The sequence below is a fragment of the Streptomyces zaomyceticus genome (genome assembly GCF_014656215.1).
Classification (GTDB): domain Bacteria; phylum Actinomycetota; class Actinomycetes; order Streptomycetales; family Streptomycetaceae; genus Streptomyces; species Streptomyces zaomyceticus.
This window is the reverse complement of the sequence record NZ_BNBZ01000006.1, coordinates 164,367-182,680: the sequence shown is the minus strand read 5'-3', so window position 1 is coordinate 182,680 and position 18,314 is coordinate 164,367. Positions and strand designations below refer to the sequence as shown.

At 72.3% G+C, this 18,314-nt stretch carries 11 protein-coding genes; 7 read left to right on the top strand and 4 right to left on the bottom strand.

Annotated features, from left to right (window positions below):
- Positions 1-50: 50 nt before the first annotated feature.
- Entirely contained in the window at positions 51-1,919 is a 1,869-nt protein-coding gene (locus IE311_RS11095; protein ID WP_189831449.1) for an ABC transporter ATP-binding protein, read from the bottom strand.
- A 90-nt stretch (positions 1,920-2,009) separates the two neighbouring features.
- Between IE311_RS11095 and IE311_RS11090 the strand changes: the two genes are divergently transcribed.
- The 3 genes from IE311_RS11090 (at position 2,010) to IE311_RS11080 (ending at position 7,121) form a co-directional block, all read left to right on the top strand.
- On the top strand, positions 2,010-2,498 hold the full coding sequence (locus IE311_RS11090; RefSeq protein ID WP_189831448.1) for a MarR family winged helix-turn-helix transcriptional regulator: 489 nt from the start codon (positions 2,010-2,012) through the stop codon (positions 2,496-2,498).
- 39 nt (positions 2,499-2,537) lie between these two features.
- Positions 2,538-5,483, top strand: a complete 2,946-nt coding sequence (locus IE311_RS11085) for an FAD-binding and (Fe-S)-binding domain-containing protein (protein WP_189831447.1) — start codon at positions 2,538-2,540, stop codon at positions 5,481-5,483.
- 219 nt (positions 5,484-5,702) lie between these two features.
- Positions 5,703-7,121 carry a Gfo/Idh/MocA family protein gene (locus tag IE311_RS11080; protein ID WP_189831446.1) on the top strand — a complete coding sequence of 473 codons (1,419 nt, stop codon included), beginning with the start codon at positions 5,703-5,705 and terminating at the stop codon, positions 7,119-7,121.
- A gap of 148 nt (positions 7,122-7,269) precedes the next feature.
- Here the strand turns inward: IE311_RS11080 and IE311_RS11075 are convergent, their stop codons facing one another.
- The gene (locus tag IE311_RS11075; RefSeq protein ID WP_189831445.1) at positions 7,270-8,886 is read right to left on the bottom strand and encodes a peptide-N4-asparagine amidase; all 1,617 of its coding nucleotides are present in this window, start codon (positions 8,884-8,886) and stop codon (positions 7,270-7,272) included.
- Between the two features lie 193 nt (positions 8,887-9,079).
- Between IE311_RS11075 and IE311_RS11070 the strand changes: the two genes are divergently transcribed.
- Both IE311_RS11070 and IE311_RS11065 read left to right on the top strand, forming a co-directional pair.
- Positions 9,080-10,888, top strand: coding sequence for an ABC transporter transmembrane domain-containing protein (locus tag IE311_RS11070; protein ID WP_189831444.1), 1,809 nt, complete (start codon positions 9,080-9,082; stop codon positions 10,886-10,888).
- A complete protein-coding gene (locus IE311_RS11065) occupies positions 10,885-12,666 on the top strand; it encodes an ABC transporter ATP-binding protein (protein ID WP_189831443.1) in 1,782 nt (593 codons plus the stop codon). The genes IE311_RS11070 and IE311_RS11065 overlap by 4 nt, the downstream gene beginning before the upstream one ends.
- Positions 12,667-12,728: 62 nt before the next feature.
- Here the strand turns inward: IE311_RS11065 and IE311_RS11060 are convergent, their stop codons facing one another.
- Entirely contained in the window at positions 12,729-13,520 is a 792-nt protein-coding gene (locus IE311_RS11060; RefSeq protein ID WP_189831442.1) for a metal-dependent hydrolase, read from the bottom strand.
- A gap of 70 nt (positions 13,521-13,590) precedes the next feature.
- On the opposite strand from IE311_RS11060, the gene IE311_RS11055 reads away from it, so the two are divergent.
- Both IE311_RS11055 and IE311_RS11050 read left to right on the top strand, forming a co-directional pair.
- A complete protein-coding gene (locus IE311_RS11055) occupies positions 13,591-16,164 on the top strand; it encodes a DEAD/DEAH box helicase (protein WP_189831441.1) in 2,574 nt (857 codons plus the stop codon).
- Positions 16,165-16,177: 13 nt separating this feature from the next.
- Positions 16,178-17,044 carry an acyl-CoA thioesterase gene (locus tag IE311_RS11050; protein ID WP_189831440.1) on the top strand — a complete coding sequence of 289 codons (867 nt, stop codon included), beginning with the start codon at positions 16,178-16,180 and terminating at the stop codon, positions 17,042-17,044.
- 93 nt (positions 17,045-17,137) lie between these two features.
- Here the strand turns inward: IE311_RS11050 and IE311_RS11045 are convergent, their stop codons facing one another.
- Positions 17,138-18,208, bottom strand: coding sequence for an RNA ligase (ATP) (locus IE311_RS11045; RefSeq protein ID WP_189831439.1), 1,071 nt, complete (start codon positions 18,206-18,208; stop codon positions 17,138-17,140).
- Positions 18,209-18,314 lie beyond the last annotated feature (106 nt).

The window sequence follows — 18,314 nt, the reverse complement described above, 5'->3', positions numbered from 1 at the left end:
CCGCAATCATCCGACGCCGTACGGGAGCGGGGCAACGAATCCGGGAACGATCACACGTTCTGGGGAACAACCGCTCCCACGTTCGCCTGTTCGGCTTCCGCGGTGGCACGCACGGCGCTCCGGGCGTCCCGCCGGACCAGGGCCGCGTACCGCCCGTCCCGGGCGAGCAGCTCCTCGTGCGTGCCGCGCTCGGCGATCCGGCCCTCCTCCAGGACGACGATCTGGTCGGCGTCGCGGACGGTGGAGAGCCGGTGGGCGATGGTGATGGTGGTGCGGCCCGCCGAGAGGGCGTCGATAGCCTGCTGCACGGCGTGCTCCGTACGGGTGTCGAGGGCGCTGGTCGCCTCGTCGAGGATCAGTACGGGCGGGTCACGGAGGATGGTGCGGGCGATGGCCAGGCGCTGCTTCTCGCCGCCCGAGAAGCGGTAGCCGCGCTCGCCGACCAGGGTGTCGTACCCCTCGGGGAGCGAGGCGATGTGCTCGTGGATCTGGGCGGCCCGCGCGGCGGCCTCGATCTCCTCGTCGGTGGCGTCCGGTTTGGCGAAGCGGAGGTTGTCCGCGACGGAGGCATGGAAGAGGTAGGTCTCCTGGGAGACGACGCCGACCGCGCGGGCGAGGGTGTCGAAGTCCAGGTCGCGCACGTCGACCCCGTCGAGGGTGACGCGGCCGTCGGTGACGTCGTACAGCCGGGGCACCAGGTAGCTGAGGGTGGACTTGCCGGATCCGGTGGGTCCGACGACGGCCAGGCTGCCCCCGGCGGGGACGGTCAGGTCGACGGCGTCGAGGGTCGGCCGGCCCTCGCCCTCGGGGTCGTAGCGGAACTCGACCTTCTCGAAGGCGACCTCGCCGCGCACCTCGGGGAGCCGGACCGGCTCGGCGGACTCGGTGATGTCCACGGGCAGGTCGAGGTACTCGAAGATGCGCTGGAAGAGCGCGAGGGACGTCTGCATCTGCACGCCGGTGGAGAGCAGACTGACGGCGGGCCGGAAGAGGCCCTGCTGGAGCGAGACGAAGGCGACGAGGGTGCCGAGGGAGATCTCGGACCCGCCGGATCCGAGGGCGATGCCGGCGGCCCAGTAGATCAGGGCGGGCATCGCGGCCATGACGATGCCGATGGTGGACATCCGCCACCGTCCGGCCATGGAGGAGCGCACTTCGAGGTCGACGAGGCGCTCGGACTCCTCGGCGAAGGACTTGGTCAGCGAGTCGGCGCGGCCCATGGTGCGGCCGAGCAGGATGCCGCTGACCGAGAGGGACTCGGTGACGGTCGCGGCCATGGCCGCCATCTGCTTCTGGCGCTGGGTGGTGATCCGCTTGCGCTCGCGGCCGACCCGTCGGCTGATCCAGACGAAGACGGGCAGCAGGAGCAGGGAGACGAGGGTGAGACGCCAGTCGAGGGCGAGCATGGCGACCACGGTCGCGACGACGGCGGTGAGGTTGGAGACGAGGGAGGTGGCCGTGGAGGTCACGGTCGCCTGCATGCCACCGATGTCGTTGGCGATGCGGGACTGGACCTCGCCCGTGCGGGTCCGGGTGAAGAAGGCGAGCGGCATCCGCTGGAGCTGCTCGTAGACCCCGGTGCGCAGGTCGTGCATCACGCGCTGGCCCACGGTGGTGGAGATCAGGGTCTGGAGCACGCCGAAGACGCTGGTCAGCACGGCGGTGGCGATCATGCCGAGGGCGAGCAGGCTGAGCAGCCCGGTGCGACCCTGGGGGATCGCGGTGTCGAGGATCTCCTTGAGCAGGAAGGGTGAGGCGACCGTGACGAGCGAGGCGGCGCCGACCAGGAGGCCGACGAGCACGAGGCGCGCGCGGTAGGGGCGGAAGAGCCGCAGGATGCGCCGCAGCTGCGCGGGCTCCTTCGGCTGGGCGGAGTCGCGGGGCGGGGGCGTCCAGTCGGACTGGTCGTGGGGGCGCATGGGCTCCTTCGTGGCTTCGACGATACCGGTCAGAGCATAGCTCATTGTTACCTATACTCACAATGAACAAGGTCCTGATATTGTTCCCGTATGAGCACCTCCGCCGTCCCGACCGGACCCGGCCGTTCGGGGGAACCCGACACCGAGGGCGCCGACGGCCTCCTCGCCGAGCAGCTGCTGCGCCTCACCCGGCGTCTGCACCGCATCCAGAAGCGCCACCTGGAGCCGGTCGGCATCACTCCGGCCCAGTCACGCCTGCTGCGTACGGTCGCGCACTTCGGGGACCCGCCCCGGATGGCCGACCTCGCCGCCCGGCTGGAGGTCGTCCCGCGCGCGGTGACCAGTCTCGTCGACGGTCTGGAGGCCGTCGACCGGGTGCGCCGGGTGCCCGACCCGAACAACCGCCGGGTCGTGCGGATCGAGCTCACCGACGCCGGCCGCGCCACGCTGCGGGAACTGCGCAGCGCGCGCCGGGCCGCCGCAGAGGACATCCTTGCTCCATTGACCGCCGCACAGCGCGAGGTGCTCGGAGGTCTGCTGTCCGCCCTGGTCGACCCCGGCCCGGAGGGCGCCTGCTGATCCCCCGGGCACGGGTACGCGCCGAAGGGGAGCCGTGACATGCCGTTGTTCGAGCCGAACCCGCAGGCCCTTCGCCCCGGTACGAAGCGGAGTCCGGCCCCGGACCGCGTGCCGGAGCTCCAGGCCCGGGGCACGCCGAAGCGGCTGCGCGAGGAGCTCGTCGAGTTCCTCGGCCCGGAGAAGGTCCTCTCCGGGATCTCCGACCTCGTGCGGTACGCCTCGGACGCCAGCCCGTACCGCTTCGTCCCGCAGGTCGTCGTGGTCGCCGAGGACATCGACGACATCTCCACGATCCTGTCGTACGCGCACGGCAAGGGCCGCGAAGTGGTCTTCAGGGCCGCCGGGACCAGCCTCAACGGCCAGGCGCAGGGCGAGGACATCCTGGTCGACGTCCGCCGCCACTGGGCGGGCGTCGAGGTGCTGGACGGCGGCGCGCGCGCCCGCGTCCGCCCCGGCACCACCGTCGTCCGGGCCAATGCCGCGCTCGCCCCGCACGGACGGGTCCTGGGACCCGATCCGGCCAGCGCGATCGCCTGCACGATCGGCGGGGTCGTCGCCAACAACGCCTCGGGCATGACGGCCGGGACCACCAGGAACTCGTACCGGACCGTCTCCTCGCTCACCTTCGTCCTGCCGAGCGGGACCGTGGTCGACACGGCCGACCCCGACGCCGACGAGGAGCTGGCGCACGCCGAGCCGAGGCTGTGCGCGGAGCTGATGGCCCTCAAGGCGGAGATCGAGGGGGACGCCGAGCTGACCGCCCGGATCCGGGCCAAGCACACCATCAAGAACACCAACGGCTACCGGCTCGACGCCTTCCTCGACGGCGACAGCCCGGTGCGGATCCTGCGCGGCCTCATGGTCGGCTCCGAGGGCACCCTCGGCTTCATCTCGGAGGTCGTCTTCGACACCCTGCCGCTGGACCGCGAGGTGTCCACGGCGCTGCTCTTCTTCCCCTCGCTGCCGGCCGCGGCGGAGGCCGTGCCCCGGTTCAACGCGGCGGGGGCGCTGGCCGTCGAACTGATGGACGGCAACACGCTGCGGGCCTCGGTGAGCGTCGCGGGCGTACCCGCCGACTGGGCGGAGCTTCCCAAGGAGACGGCCGCGCTCCTGGTCGAGTTCCGGGCGCCGGACGCGGCGGCGCGGGAGGCCTACGAGCGGGTGGCGGACGAGGTCCTCGCCGGGCTCGACCTGGTGGCCCCGGTGGCCTCGGTCGAGAACGCGTTCACCCGGGACCCGGGGAGGATCGCCGGCTACTGGAAGGCCCGCAAGGCGTTCGTGACGGCCGTCGGCGGCTCGCGCCCCTCCGGTACGACCCTGATCACCGAGGACTTCGCGGTGCCCCCGGCCCGGCTCGCGGAGGCCTGCGAGGCGCTGCTCGACCTCCAGTCCCGGCACGGCTTCGACGCGGCCGTGGCCGGTCACGCGGCGCACGGCAACCTCCACTTCCTGCTGGCCTTCGACGCGGGCGACCCCTCGGACGTCGAGCGGTACGCGGGCTTCATGGACGAGTTCTGCAAGCTGACCGTGGAGCGCTTCGACGGCTCGCTGAAGGCGGAGCACGCCACCGGCCGGAACATCGCGCCCTTCCTCGAACTGGAGTGGGGGACGAAGGCGACCGACCTGATGTGGCGGGTCAAGGAGGCCGTCGACCCCGACGGGGTGCTCGCCCCGCGGATCGTCCTCGACCGCGACCCGCACGCCCATCTGCGGGGGCTGAAGACGATCCCGTCCGTGGAGCGGATCGCCGATCCCTGCATCGAGTGCGGCTTCTGCGAACCGACCTGTCCCAGCCACGACCTGACGACCACTCCGCGCCAGCGGATCGTGCTGCGCCGGGAGATGATGCGGCAGAACAACGGCTCACGGGTCGAGGCCCGCCTCCTGGAGTCGTACGGCTACGACGCCGTCGACACCTGCGCCGGGGACTCCACCTGCAAACTGGCCTGTCCGGTCGGCATCGACACGGGTGCGCTGATGAAGGACTTCCGGCACGAGCGGCACACCGCGCGCGAGGAGCGGATCGCCGCCCTGGCCGCGAAGCACTTCCGCGCGGCGGAGGCCTCCGCGCGGCTCGCGGTCGCCGCGGCGGACCGGATCGGCGACCGGGTCCTGGCGTCGGTGACCGGGCTGGCCCGCCGGGCGATCAGCACCGAGCTCGTACCGGAGTGGCTGCCGCAGATCCCCGGCGCGGCGGCGCGGCGGCTGCCCCGCACCCACCGTCCGGCGGCGGTCGCCGTCTACTACCCGGCCTGTGTGAACCGTATCTTCGGCAATCCCGACGGCGAGCCCGGGCCCTCCCTGCCGGAGGCCGTGGTCGCGGTGTCGGCGCGGGCGGGCAGGCCGGTGTGGATCCCGGACGACGTGGCCGGAACATGCTGCGCGACCATCTGGCACTCCAAGGGGTACGAGCGCGGCAACGAGGTGATGGCGAACCGGATCGTCGAGGCGGCCTGGGGCTGGACGGCGGGCGGGACGCTGCCGCTGGTGGTGGACGCCTCCTCGTGCACGCTGGGCATCGCGCACGAGGTCGTGCCGTATCTGACGGAGGACAATCGGGAGCTGCACGCGCGGCTGAGGGTGGTGGACTCGCTGGTGTGGGCGGCGGACGAGCTGCTCCCCCGGCTCGAGGTGCGCCGCAGGGTCACCTCGGCCGTGGTCCATCCGACCTGCTCGATGCGGCACCTGGGTGACGAGGAGAAGCTGACCGAGCTGGCGCGGGCCTGTGCGGAGGAGGTCGTCGTCCCCGTCGACGCGGGCTGCTGCGCCTTCGCGGGCGACCGGGGGATGCTGCACCCGGAGCTGACGGCCGCGGCGACCGCTCCCGAGGCGGCGGAGGTCACGGCCCGGCCCTTCGACGCGCACCTCTCGGCCAATCGCATGTGCGAGATCGGGATGGACCGGGCGACCGGCCGGAGCTACGGATCGGTGCTCCTCACCCTGGAGCGCGCGACACGCCCTGACCCCTCGTCACACTCCCGTTGACGTCGGACGGAAAGGCCCCTCACCCCGTGCGGTGAGGGGCCTTTCGCCTGTTCGGGTGATGGTTGGTGTCCGGTACGGCTCGACGCGAGATCCGGAACAGTAAAGTCCAACTACCCGTCGCAAGAGTCCTATCGGCGCCCTTGCGCACCATCGGCCACCGGGGCCAGGGTCCTGTGCGGGATTCATGAATCAGCCGTGCACACCGCTCCGGGAGGTTCCATGAACGAGCAGACACCGCACACCCCGAGCCGGCGCAAGGTCCTCAGAACGACCGCCGCCGCCGGAACGGGCCTCGGTATCGGCGCCCTCGGCAGCGTGAACGCCGAGGCCGCCACCGGGACCGCCCCGGCGACGCCACCCGGGGCCGCCACCACGACCGTCCCCAAACGCGTGGGGGCCACCATGGCCGGGGTCCCCTTCACCGGCCGCTCCACCGTCCGCGTCGGGCTCATCGGCCTCGGCAACCGGGGCAACGGCATGATCGGCCTCTACCTCGCGCTGCCCTGGGTGCGGGTGGTCGCCGTCTGCGACCCGGTGCGCGAGAAGGCCGAGCGGGCCGCCGCCAAGGTCGTGGCCGCGGGCCAGCCCGCCCCCGCCGTCTACACCAAGGGCGAGGAGGACTACGAGAACCTCTGCGCCCGCTCCGACATCGACTTCGTGCACGTGGCCACTCCCTGGGACAGCCACTATCCGATCGCCCGCGCGGCGATGCTGGCCGGCAAACACGTCGGCGTGGAGTGTCCGGTCGCGATGCGCCTCGAGGAGCTCTGGGCCCTGGTCGACCTGTCGGAACAGACCCGGCGCCACTGCATGCAGCTGGAGAACTGCTGTTACGGCCGGAACGAGATGCGGGTGCTGCGGATGGCACACGCGGGGAAGTTCGGCACGCTCCTGCACGGGGCGGGGGCGTACAACCACGACCTGCGCGGGCTGATGTTCTCCCCGACGTACTACGAGGGGCCCTGGCGCCGGTTGTGGCACACCAAGTTGAGGGGCGATCTCTACCCCAACCACGGCTTCGGGCCGGTCGCCAACTACATGGACATCAACCGGGGCGACCGGGCGGTGAGCATCAGCAGCTTCGGCACCCCGGCGCTGGGTCTCGCCGAGTACCGCGAGGAGCACATGCCGGCCGGTGACCCGAGCTGGAAGGAGACGTACATCGGGAGCGACCGGACGATCAGCCTGGTCCAGACGGCCAAGGGCCGGGTGATCCGGCTGGAGCACGACGTCTCCACCCCGCACCCGTACAGCCGGATCAACAGCCTCGGCGGCACGAGGGGCGTCTTCGAGGACTATCCGGCCCGGATCTACCTCGAGCCGGACCACAAGGACGACCAGTGGGCGGACTTCTCGGCGTACGCGGGCGAGTTCGACCACTGGCTGTGGAAGGAGCACGCCAATCCGCCGGGCGGTCACGGCGGCATGGACTACATCATGGTGTACCGCCTGATGCAGTGCATGCGGCTCGGGCTGCCGCCGGACTTCGACGTGTACGACGCGGCCACCTGGACGGCGCCGGTGCCGCTGAGCCACGCCTCGATCAAGGCGAAGGGCGCGCCGCAGGAGATCCCCGACTTCACGCGCGGCGAGTGGCGCAAGGCCCGCTCGGGCGTGGACTCGGTGAAACCGGCCTGAGGGCGGGGCCGGTGAAGGCCGGCCGCGGGCGACCCCGGTGAGGCCCCGCCGCGGGCAGGACCGGTGAGGCCCCGCCGAGAACGCGATGCCCGGCCCCCTCTCCTGTCGGAGGGGGCCGGGCATCGTCCGGTCCGGCGGCGCCGGTGACTCAGCAGCGCCGCAGATCCTGGGTGAGGGCGCCCTGAACGGTCGTCAGGCTCCGGTCGTGGCAGCCGTCGGAGCCGTACAGGCGGTAGCGCTCCCGTGTGGTGCCGACCGCGTGCCGCTGATCGCGCGGGACGCCCGTGGTGTACGTCGCGTCCCCGGTGTACGTGTGGTCGAGCCGCGACCGCGAGAGCCGCCGTCCGTCGCGCAGGACGCCGATGTCGGCGTGGTCCCCGAGGGTGAGCACGGTCCGCAGCCGGTCGCCCGCGCCGACCGTCGTCTCGCCGTCCATGGTGTACGTCCGGTCGGCGCGGGTGACGGTCCGGCCGCTGGTCACGGTCTCCCGGTCGGTCCAGCGCGCGATGAACGCGTCCGGGTTCTCCCCCTCGCCCCAGCGGTGCGTGGAGCTGTGGGCGACGGTCCGGTCGACGCTGGTCGCGACCCGGCCGTGCGAGGTGTTCAGGTGCCCGGCGACGGTGAGCCGGTGCCCGGCCTCGGTGTCCAGCCGGTGGAGCGAGTCCGCGGTGCCCGGCGTGTAGTCGGAGGAGTTGCGCGGGGCGGTCTCCCGGTGGTGGTCGAGGCCGCCGGTGACGACGCGGCTGCCCTCGTCCTGCCAGAGCAGCACGTTGGTGGGCGTGGACCAGCCCGCCTGCCCCGCCGGGACTCCGGCGACGGTGACCTCCACACGGTGGGCGCGTCCGTCGTTGAGGAGGGCGGCGAAGGGGGTCAGGTCGTAGACGATCGGCTGGACGTCGAAGGCGCGGGGCCCGGGTGTGACGTACCAGAGGAAGGGGTTGGACCAGCCGCCGGTCCAGACCGTCGGGAAGGGCGCGGCGATGCCCGCCAGGCGTCCGTCGACGGAGACCCGGACCTCCCGGTGCGGTCCGTCGCCGGCCCGGCAGGAGTACGGGGCGGCGTCCGGGACGGTGAGGTACCAGTACTCCTCGCAGCCGCCGCCGGAGCCGGTGGCGTACACCTCGGCGAGGACGCGTTCGGTGTTGCGCGGGGTGGTGAGGGTGGCGCCGGTGAGGGGGATCACCCGGTCGGGCGTACCGGCGGCGGGCTTCACGCGGCCCTGCGCGGTGTGGAAGGTGAGGGTGACGCGGACGTCGAGGACACCGGTGTAGGTCTCGTTCACGACATTGCCGATCAGCATCTCGACCGGCTGCGGGCGGCTGAGGGTGTCGCGGTAGCGGGTGACGTCCTTCTCGACCGACCAGCTGATGCCGTCGGGCGAGGGCTGCGGTGTGGAGGTGCGGAGGATCTCCACACCGCCGACGGTGAGATACCCGAGACGGTCGTACTGGCGGCCCTTCACACTGCCTTCGAGGCGCAGGACGACCTTGTTCCAGCGGGTGCCGCACTCCTTCGGCGGGCTGTATTCCCCCTGGTAGGGGGTGAAGTCGCGGAACCGGGCGGCGGCGAGGGTGACCTCGCAGCTGCGGGTGCCAGGGGTCTCGACGGGCGGGGCGGCGGTGACCGGGTCGTGCCAGTCGGAGGTGAACTCGGCCGGCGGCGTCGGGCCGTTCGGGCCGTCGGCGGCGGCCGGGTGGGCGGTGAGGAGCGCGCCCGCGGCGAGGACCAGACCGCTGAGCATGCTCATGATCTTGAGTGATCTCATGGGGCGGAAGTGAAGCGCGACCGGCCCCGTGCGGTCCAGAGGACGATGAGCGGACATGGCGCGATCTGTTCCGTCGTGGGGAAAATCGATTGCCGCTCCCCGGGGAAGAGGCGAACCTTGCACGGTTTCCCCCCGCCGTCGCACACCCCGGCGCGCGTTCCCCCCAGACAAGACCCGGAGACCGTGGGACGCCATGCAGATTCGAGATCTTCCCTATGCCGACCCTGGGGTCCCGGACGTCCGCTCGGGCACCCGGTTCCTCGTCTGGCTCGGCCGTCAGCAGCTCGGCGGGCAGGTGAAGTCCATGCTCTGGGGGCTTCTGCACCACCTGGGCATCGCCGGACTCCCGCTCGGCATCGGCATCGCCGTCCAGGCGGTCGTGGACCGCGACGGCGGCCGGCTCGGGCTCGCCGGAGGCCTGCTCGTGGGCTTCGGCGCCGCGATCTCGGCCGGTGACGTGATGCTGCACCGCACCGCCGTCACCAACTGGATCACGGCGGCCGCCCGGGTCCAGCAGCTCCTCTCCCGCAAGACCGCCGAGCTGGGCTCCGTCCTGACCCGGCGGGTCGCCGCCGGCGAAGTCGTGTCCGTGTCGACCGGCGACGTGGAGAAGATCGGATGGTTCGTCGAGGCGCTGTCGCGGTTCGCCGCGGGCGCCGTCACCCTGGTGGTCATCTGCGTCGGCCTCACCGTCTACCAGCCGGCCCTCGGCATCGTGGTGGCCGTCGGCGTCCCGGTCCTCGCCCTGTCCGTCCTGCCGCTCCTCCCCCGCGCGACGCGCCGGGCGGACGTCCAGCGCGAGAAGGCGGGCAAGGCCACCGAGCTGGCCTCCGACACCGTCGCCGGGCTCCGCGTGCTGCGCGGCATCGGCGGCGAGGAGCTGTTCCTCGGCCGCTACCGCGCCGCCTCCCAGGAGGTCCGCGAGGCCGCCGTGCGCAGCGCGCGGATGTGGGCGCTGATCGCCGCGATCCAGGTCGTGCTGCCCGGCATCCTGCTGATCGCCGTGGCCGCGTACGGGGCGCGGCTCGCGCTCGACGGGCGGATCACGGTCGGCGAACTGGTCACCGTCTACAGCGCCGTGGCCCTGACCTACCACCCGCTGCGCAACTTCGAGGAGATCGCCATGGCGTTCTCCTTCTCCCGGCCGTCCGCGAAGCGGGCCGCCCGGGTGCTCGCCCTGACCCGCACGGCCACCGCCACCGCCGCCGGGGGCGAGGACCGCGTGGCGACCGGTGACCTGTACGACCCGCTGACCGGGCTGCGCGCCCCGGCCGGCCTGTTCACCGCGGTCGTCTGCGGCGACCCGGACGTGGCCGGGCGGCTCGCGGACCGGCTCGGCGGGCATCCGACCGAGCCGGGCGCGGACCACACCTCGGTCCTCCTCGGCGGGATCCCGCTCGACGAACTGCCGCTGGAGACCGCCCGTACGGTCGTGCTCGTCCAGGACAAGGACCCGGTCCTCCTCTCGGGCACGCTCCACGAGCTGCTCGACGTGCCCCGCTCCGGCGGGGTGCTCCCGGACCGGGCCCTGGCCGCCGCCCGGTGCGAGGACGTCCTCGACGCGCTGGCGCAGGCGTCCGTGGACACCGACGGCGATCCGATGCGCACCCGCATCACCGAGCGCGGCCGGTCGCTCTCCGGCGGCCAGCGCCAGCGGCTCGCCCTCGCCCGGTCCCTGGTGACCGACCCGGAGGTGCTCGTCCTCGACGAGCCCACCTCGGCGGTCGACGCGCACACCGAGGCCCGGGTCGCCGCCGGCGTCAGCGAGCTGCGCGAGGGCAGGACCACCGTGGTCCTCGCCTCCTCACCGCTCCTCCTGGACCGCGCCGACCGTGTGGTCCTGGTCCACGAGGGCCAGGCGGTCGCCCTCGGCACCCACCGGGAGCTGCTCGCCCGGGAGCCCCGCTACCGCGCGGTCGTCACCCGCGAGACCGACGACGAACCGATGCCCCCGACACCCCGTGTCGGCGAACTCGAAGCACTGGAAGGAGAAACGGCATGATCGGCCTGGCGCCACCGGAGTACGACCCGGCGGCCCCGACGACGGCGACCACCCTGCCCGTCGCCGCCAACGCGACCGTCCGCGGCTATGTGCGCGAGCTGCTGCGCCGCCACCGCCGGGCGTTCGGTCTGCTCGTCGGGGTGAACGCGGTCGCCGTGATCGCCTCGATGGCCGGCCCGTACCTGCTCGGTTCGATGGTGGACGAGCTGGCCTCGGGGGCGCGTGAGCTCCATCTGGAGCGCACGATCGCCCTGTTCGCGGTCGCGCTGCTCGTCCAGACCGCCTTCGTGCGGCTCGTCCGGCTGCGCGGGGCCATGCTCGGCGAGGAGATGCTCGCCGATCTCCGCGAGGACTTCCTGGTCCGCTCGGTCGGCCTGCCGCCCGGTGTGCTGGAGCGGGCCGGCACGGGTGATCTGCTCTCCCGCATCACCACGGACGTCGACCGGCTCTCCAACGCGATGCGCGAGGCCGTGCCGCAGCTGGCCATCGGCGTCGTCTGGGCGGGGCTGCTGCTCGGCGGCCTCGCGGTGACGGCGCCGCCGCTGGCGCTCGCCGCCCTGCTCGCGGCGCCGCTGCTGATCGTCGGCTGCCGGTGGTACTTCAAGCGGGCGCCGGCGGCGTACCGCTCGGAGTCCGCGGGGTACGCGGCGGTGGCCGGCGCCCTCGCCGAGACGGTCGACGCGGGCCGCACGGTCGAGGCGCACCGCCTCGGCGCGCGGCGGATCGCCCTGTCGGACCGGCGCATCACCGAGTGGGTCGCGTGGGAGCGCTACACCCTCTTCCTGCGCTCGGTGCTCTTCCCCGTCGTCAACGTCACCCATGTGACGGTGCTGTGTTCGGTGCTCCTGCTCGGCGGGGTGTTCGTGCTCCGGGGCTGGATCGACGTGGGCCAGCTGACCACGGGCGCGCTGCTCGCCCAGATGCTGGTGGACCCGATCGGGATCGTGCTCCGCTGGTACGACGAGCTCCAGGTCGCGCAGGTGTCGCTGGCCCGGCTCGTCGGCGTCCGGGACATCGAGCCGGACGCGGGCGACGAGGAGGTACGGCCGGAGGGCCGGGCCGTCAGCGCGGACGAGGTCAGGTTCGGCTACCGCGAGGGCGTCGACGTCCTGCACGAGGTGACGCTCAAGGTGGCGCCCGGCACCCGGCTGGCCCTGGTCGGCCCGTCCGGCGCGGGCAAGTCCACCCTCGGCCGGCTCCTCGCGGGCATCTACGCCCCCCGGACCGGCTCGGTCACCCTGGGTGCCGCCGAGCTGGCCCGGATGCCCGCCGAGCGGGTCCGTGAGCACGTGGCTCTGGTCAACCAGGAGCACCACGTCTTCGTGGGCACGCTCCGGGACAATCTGCTGCTGGCCAGGACCGGTGCCACCGACACCGATCTGTGGGCCGCGCTCGGCGCGGTGGACGCGGAGGTGTGGGCGCGGGGCCTCGACGAGGGCCTGGACACGGAGGTCGGCTCGGGCGGCCGGTCCCTCACACCGGCGCAGGCCCAGCAGATCGCGCTGGCCCGGCTGGTGCTCGCGGACCCGCACACCCTGGTCCTGGACGAGGCGACCTCGCTGCTGGACCCGCGGGCCGCCCGGCATCTGGAGCGGTCCCTCGGCCGCGTCCTGGACGGGCGTACGGTCGTGGCCATCGCGCACCGGCTGCACACCGCTCACGACGCCGATCTGATCGCGGTGGTCGAGTCCGGCCGGATCACCGAGCTCGGCAGCCACACGGAACTCGTCGCGGCGGACGGGGCGTACGCGGCGCTGTGGAGGTCATGGCACGGCTGACGGGTGGCGGGACACGGGGAGGGGCCGCACCGGTGATCCGGTGCGGCCCCTCCCCGTACCCGTCAGATGAAGCCGAGCGCCGAGGCGCCGCCCACCCCGCCCAGGAGCATGAACGCGGGCATCAGGACCTTCAGCTCGACCCAGCTGCCGGCCCGGAAGCGCATGCCCTTCGGCGGGCCGATCGGGTACCAGCGCTTCCGGCCGACCGGGATGGGCCACAGGATGGGGCAGCCGGAGACGGTCAGGGCGTCGCCGATGTCGTGGACGAGGGCGCCGAGCACGATCGGGAGCCCGAGCCACAGGTACTCCTGGCCGGGGCCGGTGAAGAACCAGTCCGAGCCGTTGCCCGGCTTGTCGAGGACGCCCGCCAGGATCCAGGCGCTGGTCGCGCCGAGCAGCCAGACCAGGACGTCGCTGGACACCCGGGCGGCCCGCCACAGCAGGCCTTCCACGGCGAGGACCAGGTGGACGAAGAGGATCGCGAGCACCGCCCAGCGGCCGCCGGTGACCGCCGCGACGGACGCGCCGCCGCCGATCAGGACCGCCCAGAGCCAGGTGTGGGTGAGGGTGCGGTGACCGCCGGACCTGCGGGGGTCGGCGGTGGAGCGGGTCGCCTTGTAGACGGCGTACGACAGCTTGTCGACGATCTCGCAGAGGCCCTTGGAGACCGGCCCGAAGGCGCGCGAGATGGTCGCGGACTTGTGGTCCAGGTCGGGGGCGAGGGCCGCGCCCGCGCAGATGAGCGCGCCGACGACGAGAACCGGCCACGGCATCGGGCGGTCGAAGGCCGCGGCGGCCGCTCCGACACCCAGCCATGCCGCCGCTCCGGACAGCGAGTGCGCCGGTCCCATCATGGTTGGTCCGCCCCGTTTCTCCCCTGCCGGCGCTCAGTTGACGACCGGTCGACGGACGAGCCTATCGTCCGTGATCTTCGTTCCGGTGGCCGGTTCCCTCATCGGAGCGGAATCCAGGCAAGATGGGGGCGTGACCCTTATCGATCAGCTGCCGCCGACCGCCGACCCCGACGCCCTCTTCGAGGCCTTCTCCTCCTGGGCCGAGGACCGGGGCATCACGCTCTACCCGGCCCAGGAAGAGGCGCTGATCGAGGTCGTCTCCGGGGCCAACGTGATCCTGTCCACCCCCACCGGCTCGGGAAAGTCGCTGGTCGCGGCGGCCGCGCACTTCACCGCGCTCGCGAACGACCAGGTGACCTTCTACACCGCGCCGATCAAGGCGCTGGTGTCGGAGAAGTTCTTCGACCTGTGCAAGATCTTCGGCACCGAGAACGTCGGCATGCTGACCGGCGACGCCTCGGTGAACGCCGACGCCCCGGTGATCTGCTGTACGGCCGAGGTCCTGGCGTCGATCGCGCTGCGGGACGGCAAGTACGCCGACATCGGCCAGGTCGTCATGGACGAGTTCCACTTCTACGCCGAGCAGGACCGCGGCTGGGCGTGGCAGATCCCGATCCTGGAACTCCCCCAGGCGCAGTTCGTCCTCATGTCGGCGACGCTCGGCGACGTGTCGATGTTCGAGAAGGACCTGACCCGGCGCACGGGCAAGCCGACCTCCGTGGTCCGCTCGGCGACCCGGCCGGTGCCGCTCTCCTACGAGTACCGGCTGACCCCGATCACGGACACCCTGACGGAGCTCCTGGAGACCAGGCAGGCGCCCGTCTACATCGTGCACTTCACCCAGGCGCAGGCCGTCGAGCGCGCGCAGTCGCTGATGAGCATCAACATGTGCACGCGCGAGGAGAAGGACAAGATCGCCGACCTGATCGGCAACTTCCGCTTCACCACCAAGTTCGGCCAGAACCTCTCGCGTTTCGTCCGCCACGGCATCGGTGTGCACCACGCGGGCATGCTGCCGAAGTACCGGCGGCTCGTCGAGAAGCTCGCGCAGGCGGGTCTCCTGAAGGTGATCTGCGGAACCGACACCCTCGGCGTGGGCGTGAACGTGCCGATCCGCACGGTGCTCTTCACCGCGCTCACCAAGTACGACGGCAACCGCGTGCGCACCCTGCGCGCCCGTGAGTTCCACCAGATCGCGGGCCGGGCCGGCCGCGCCGGCTTCGACACCGCCGGATACGTCGTCGCCCAGGCGCCCGAGCACGTCATCGAGAACGAGAAGGCACTCGCCAAGGCCGGCGACGACCCGAAGAAGCGCCGCAAGGTGGTGCGCAAGAAGGCCCCCGAGGGCTTCGTCGCCTGGAGCGACACCACCTTCGAGCGGCTCATCGACGCCGAGCCCGAGCCGCTGACCTCCCGCTTCAAGGTCACCAACATCATGCTGCTGTCGGTGATCGCCCGCCCGGGCAACGCCTTCGACGCGATGCGCAAGCTCCTGGAGGACAACCACGAGCCGCGCAAGGCCCAGCTGCGGCACATCCGCCGGGCCATCGCCATCTACCGCTCGCTGCTCGACGGCGGGGTGGTGGAGCAGCTGGACACCCCGGACGCCGAGGGCCGCACGATCCGCCTGACGGTCGACCTCCAGCAGGACTTCGCGCTCAACCAGCCGCTGTCGACGTTCGCGCTCGCCGCCTTCGACCTGCTCGACCCCGAATCCCCCTCGTACGCCCTGGACATGGTCTCCGTCGTCGAGTCGACGCTCGACGACCCGCGCCAGATCCTCGCCGCCATGCAGAACAAGGCGCGCGGCGAGGCCGTCGGGCAGATGAAGCGGGACGGCGTCGAGTACGAGGAGCGGATGGAGCGGCTCCAGGAGATCTCGTACCCGAAGCCGCTCGGTGAGCTGCTCTGGCACGCGTACGACGTCTACCGGAAGTCGCACCCGTGGGTCGGCGACCACCCGGTCTCGCCGAAGTCGGTCATCCGTGACATGTACGAACGGGCCATGACCTTCACCGAGTTCACCTCCTGGTACGAGCTGGCGCGGACCGAGGGCATCGTCCTGCGCTACCTCGCGAGCGCGTACAAGGCACTCGACCACACCATCCCGGACGACCTGAAGACCGAGGACCTGGAGGACCTGATCGCCTGGCTGGGCGAGATGGTGCGCCAGGTGGACTCGTCGCTGCTCGACGAGTGGGAGCAGCTCGCCAACCCGGAGGTCCAGACGGCCGAGGAGGCCCAGGAGAAGGCCGACCAGGTCAAGCCGGTCACGGCCAACGCCCGCGCCTTCCGGGTCCTGGTGCGCAACGCGATGTTCCGCCGGGTGGAACTGGCGGCCCTCGACAACGTGGACGCGCTCGGCGAGATGGACGCCGAGGCGGGCTGGGACGCGGACGCGTGGGGCGAGGCGATGGACGCGTACTGGGACGAGTACGACGACCTCGGTACGGGCCCGGACGCGCGCGGCCCGAAGCTGCTCGCCATCGAGGAGGACGCCGCCCACGGCCTGTGGCGCGTCCGCCAGACCTTCGCCGACCCGAACGGCGACCATGACTGGGGCATCAGTGCGGAGGTGGATCTGGCGGCCTCCGACGAGGAGGGCCGCGCGGTGCTCCGTGTGACGTCCGTCGGACAGCTGTAGAGGAGCACACGTCGTGACCAACCCCGCCGAGAGGCTCGTCGATCTGCTCGACCTGGAGCAGATCGAGGTCAACATCTTCCGTGGGCGGAGCCCTCAGGAGTCGCTGCAACGGGTCTTCGGCGGGCAGGTCGCCGGGCAGGCCCTCGTCGCGGCCGGCCGCACCACCGAGGGCGACCGGCCCGTGCACTCGCTGCACGCCTACTTCCTGCGGCCGGGCCGGCCCGGGGTGCCGATCGTCTACCAGGTGGAGCGGGTCCGGGACGGACGCTCGTTCACGACCCGCCGGGTCACGGCCGTGCAGGAGGGCCGGACGATCTTCAATCTCACGGCCTCCTTCCACATGCCCGAGGAGGGCGCCTTCGAGCACCAGCTGCCGCCGAGGCACCTGACGGACCCGGAGAGCCTGCCGAACCTCGCGGACGAGATCAGGGAGCACCTGGGGGCACTGCCGGAGGCGCTGGAGCGGATGGCGCGCCGGCAGCCCTTCGACATCCGGTACGTGGACCGGCTGCGCTGGACCCAGGACGAGGTCAAGGGCGCGGATCCGCGCAGCGCGGTGTGGATGCGGGCCGTGGGGCCGCTGGGCGACGACCCGCTGGTCCACACCTGCGCGCTGACGTACGCCTCGGACATGACGCTCCTGGACGCGGTGCGCATCCCGATCGAGCCCCTGTGGGGCCCGCGGGGCTTCGACATGGCGTCGCTGGACCACGCGATGTGGTTCCACCGGCCGTTCCGCGCGGACGAGTGGTTCCTGTACGACCAGGAGTCCCCGATCGCCACGGGCGGGCGGGGCCTCGCACGGGGCCGGATCTACGACCGCGAGGGCCGGCTGCTGGTGTCGGTGGTCCAGGAGGGCCTGTTCCGCAAGCTCGGGTGAGCGGACGGGGCGGCGGCCCGGGGACCCGCGTGCCCCGAGCCGCCCCCGCGGATCGGGGTCACTCGTACTCCGTACCGCTCTCGCGGGCCGGGATCACTCGTACTCCGTGCCGCCCTTGCGGGTCAGATAGGCCGGGCTGACCGCCTTGGCGATGGCCCGGCCGCCGAGGACCGGGCTGTACCGCTCGGTCGCGGACCGGACGACGACGCCCTCCCGCAGGTGCGTCTCCCGGCCTGAGACGGTCTCCCGGCCGGTCGCGTGCGCGAGGACCGTGTCCAGGTCGTACGGGCCGGAGTACAGCCGCGGGACGAGCGGGACCTCGCCGGCCTCCAGGACCTCGGCCGGGTCCAGCCACCGCACCCGGCCGTCGATCTCGGCCGAGACGTCGAAGAGGGCGTACCCGACGGTCTCGGAGCGGGCGTCGGCTCCGTACGCGAGGTCCTGCACCCCGGAGCCGTACACCTCGCCGAAGAAGCCGACCCGGCGGGCGCCGAGCCGCTTCGCGAGCCGCTCGGCGACCGCGGGCAGACCGTGGCCGTGGACGGCGCGCCAGTACAGATTGCGCGGGTCCTCCTGGAGGGCCAGGCCCTTCGATCCGAAGCCCTTGGACGAGACCTGGACGCGTCCCTCCTCGGCGAGGAAGGTCATCAGGCAGGCCGTGCCGTGGAGCTTCTCGGTCAGGACGACGGGCTCGCCGGCCTCGAAGACGCCCGGGTAGCGCTGGAGGTTCTCGATGTCGACCCAGGGCAGCAGGTCCGGGGCGACCTCCACCTCGCCGCTCATGGTCGGCGGTATCGGCGGCACCCACTTGACGATCCCGAGCGTCTCCGCGAAGTCGGTCCCCTCGGCCGCGGCGCGCACCAGATCGACCTCGGCGAGCGCGGCGGGCCGGCAGACGAGGCCCTGGGACAGCTCGCCGCGCAGCCGTACCGCCTTGACCCGGTCCGACTTCCCTCCGGCGAGGCGCCCGGTCAGCCCGAGCTCCTCGACGAGTCCGGCGGGCAGCACGGCCTGCTCGGGGATGTAGACGGCGGCGTCCCCGGTCCGATAGGCGCCCTTGGCGACGACGGCCCGGTAAAGGCCGACCTGCGCCAGCTCCAGGGCGTCGGCGTTGGGATGGGGATGGACGGTGAGGACTTCGGCGGTGACGCGCAGGGTCGACATCTCAGGGCTCCAGGTGCTCGGGTTTCCCGGGTTCGGTTCTCATCGCGGCCCACCCTGGCGGGCGGGGAATCGACTGGGCCATCGATTTGCGGCCTGGTAGCGTCGT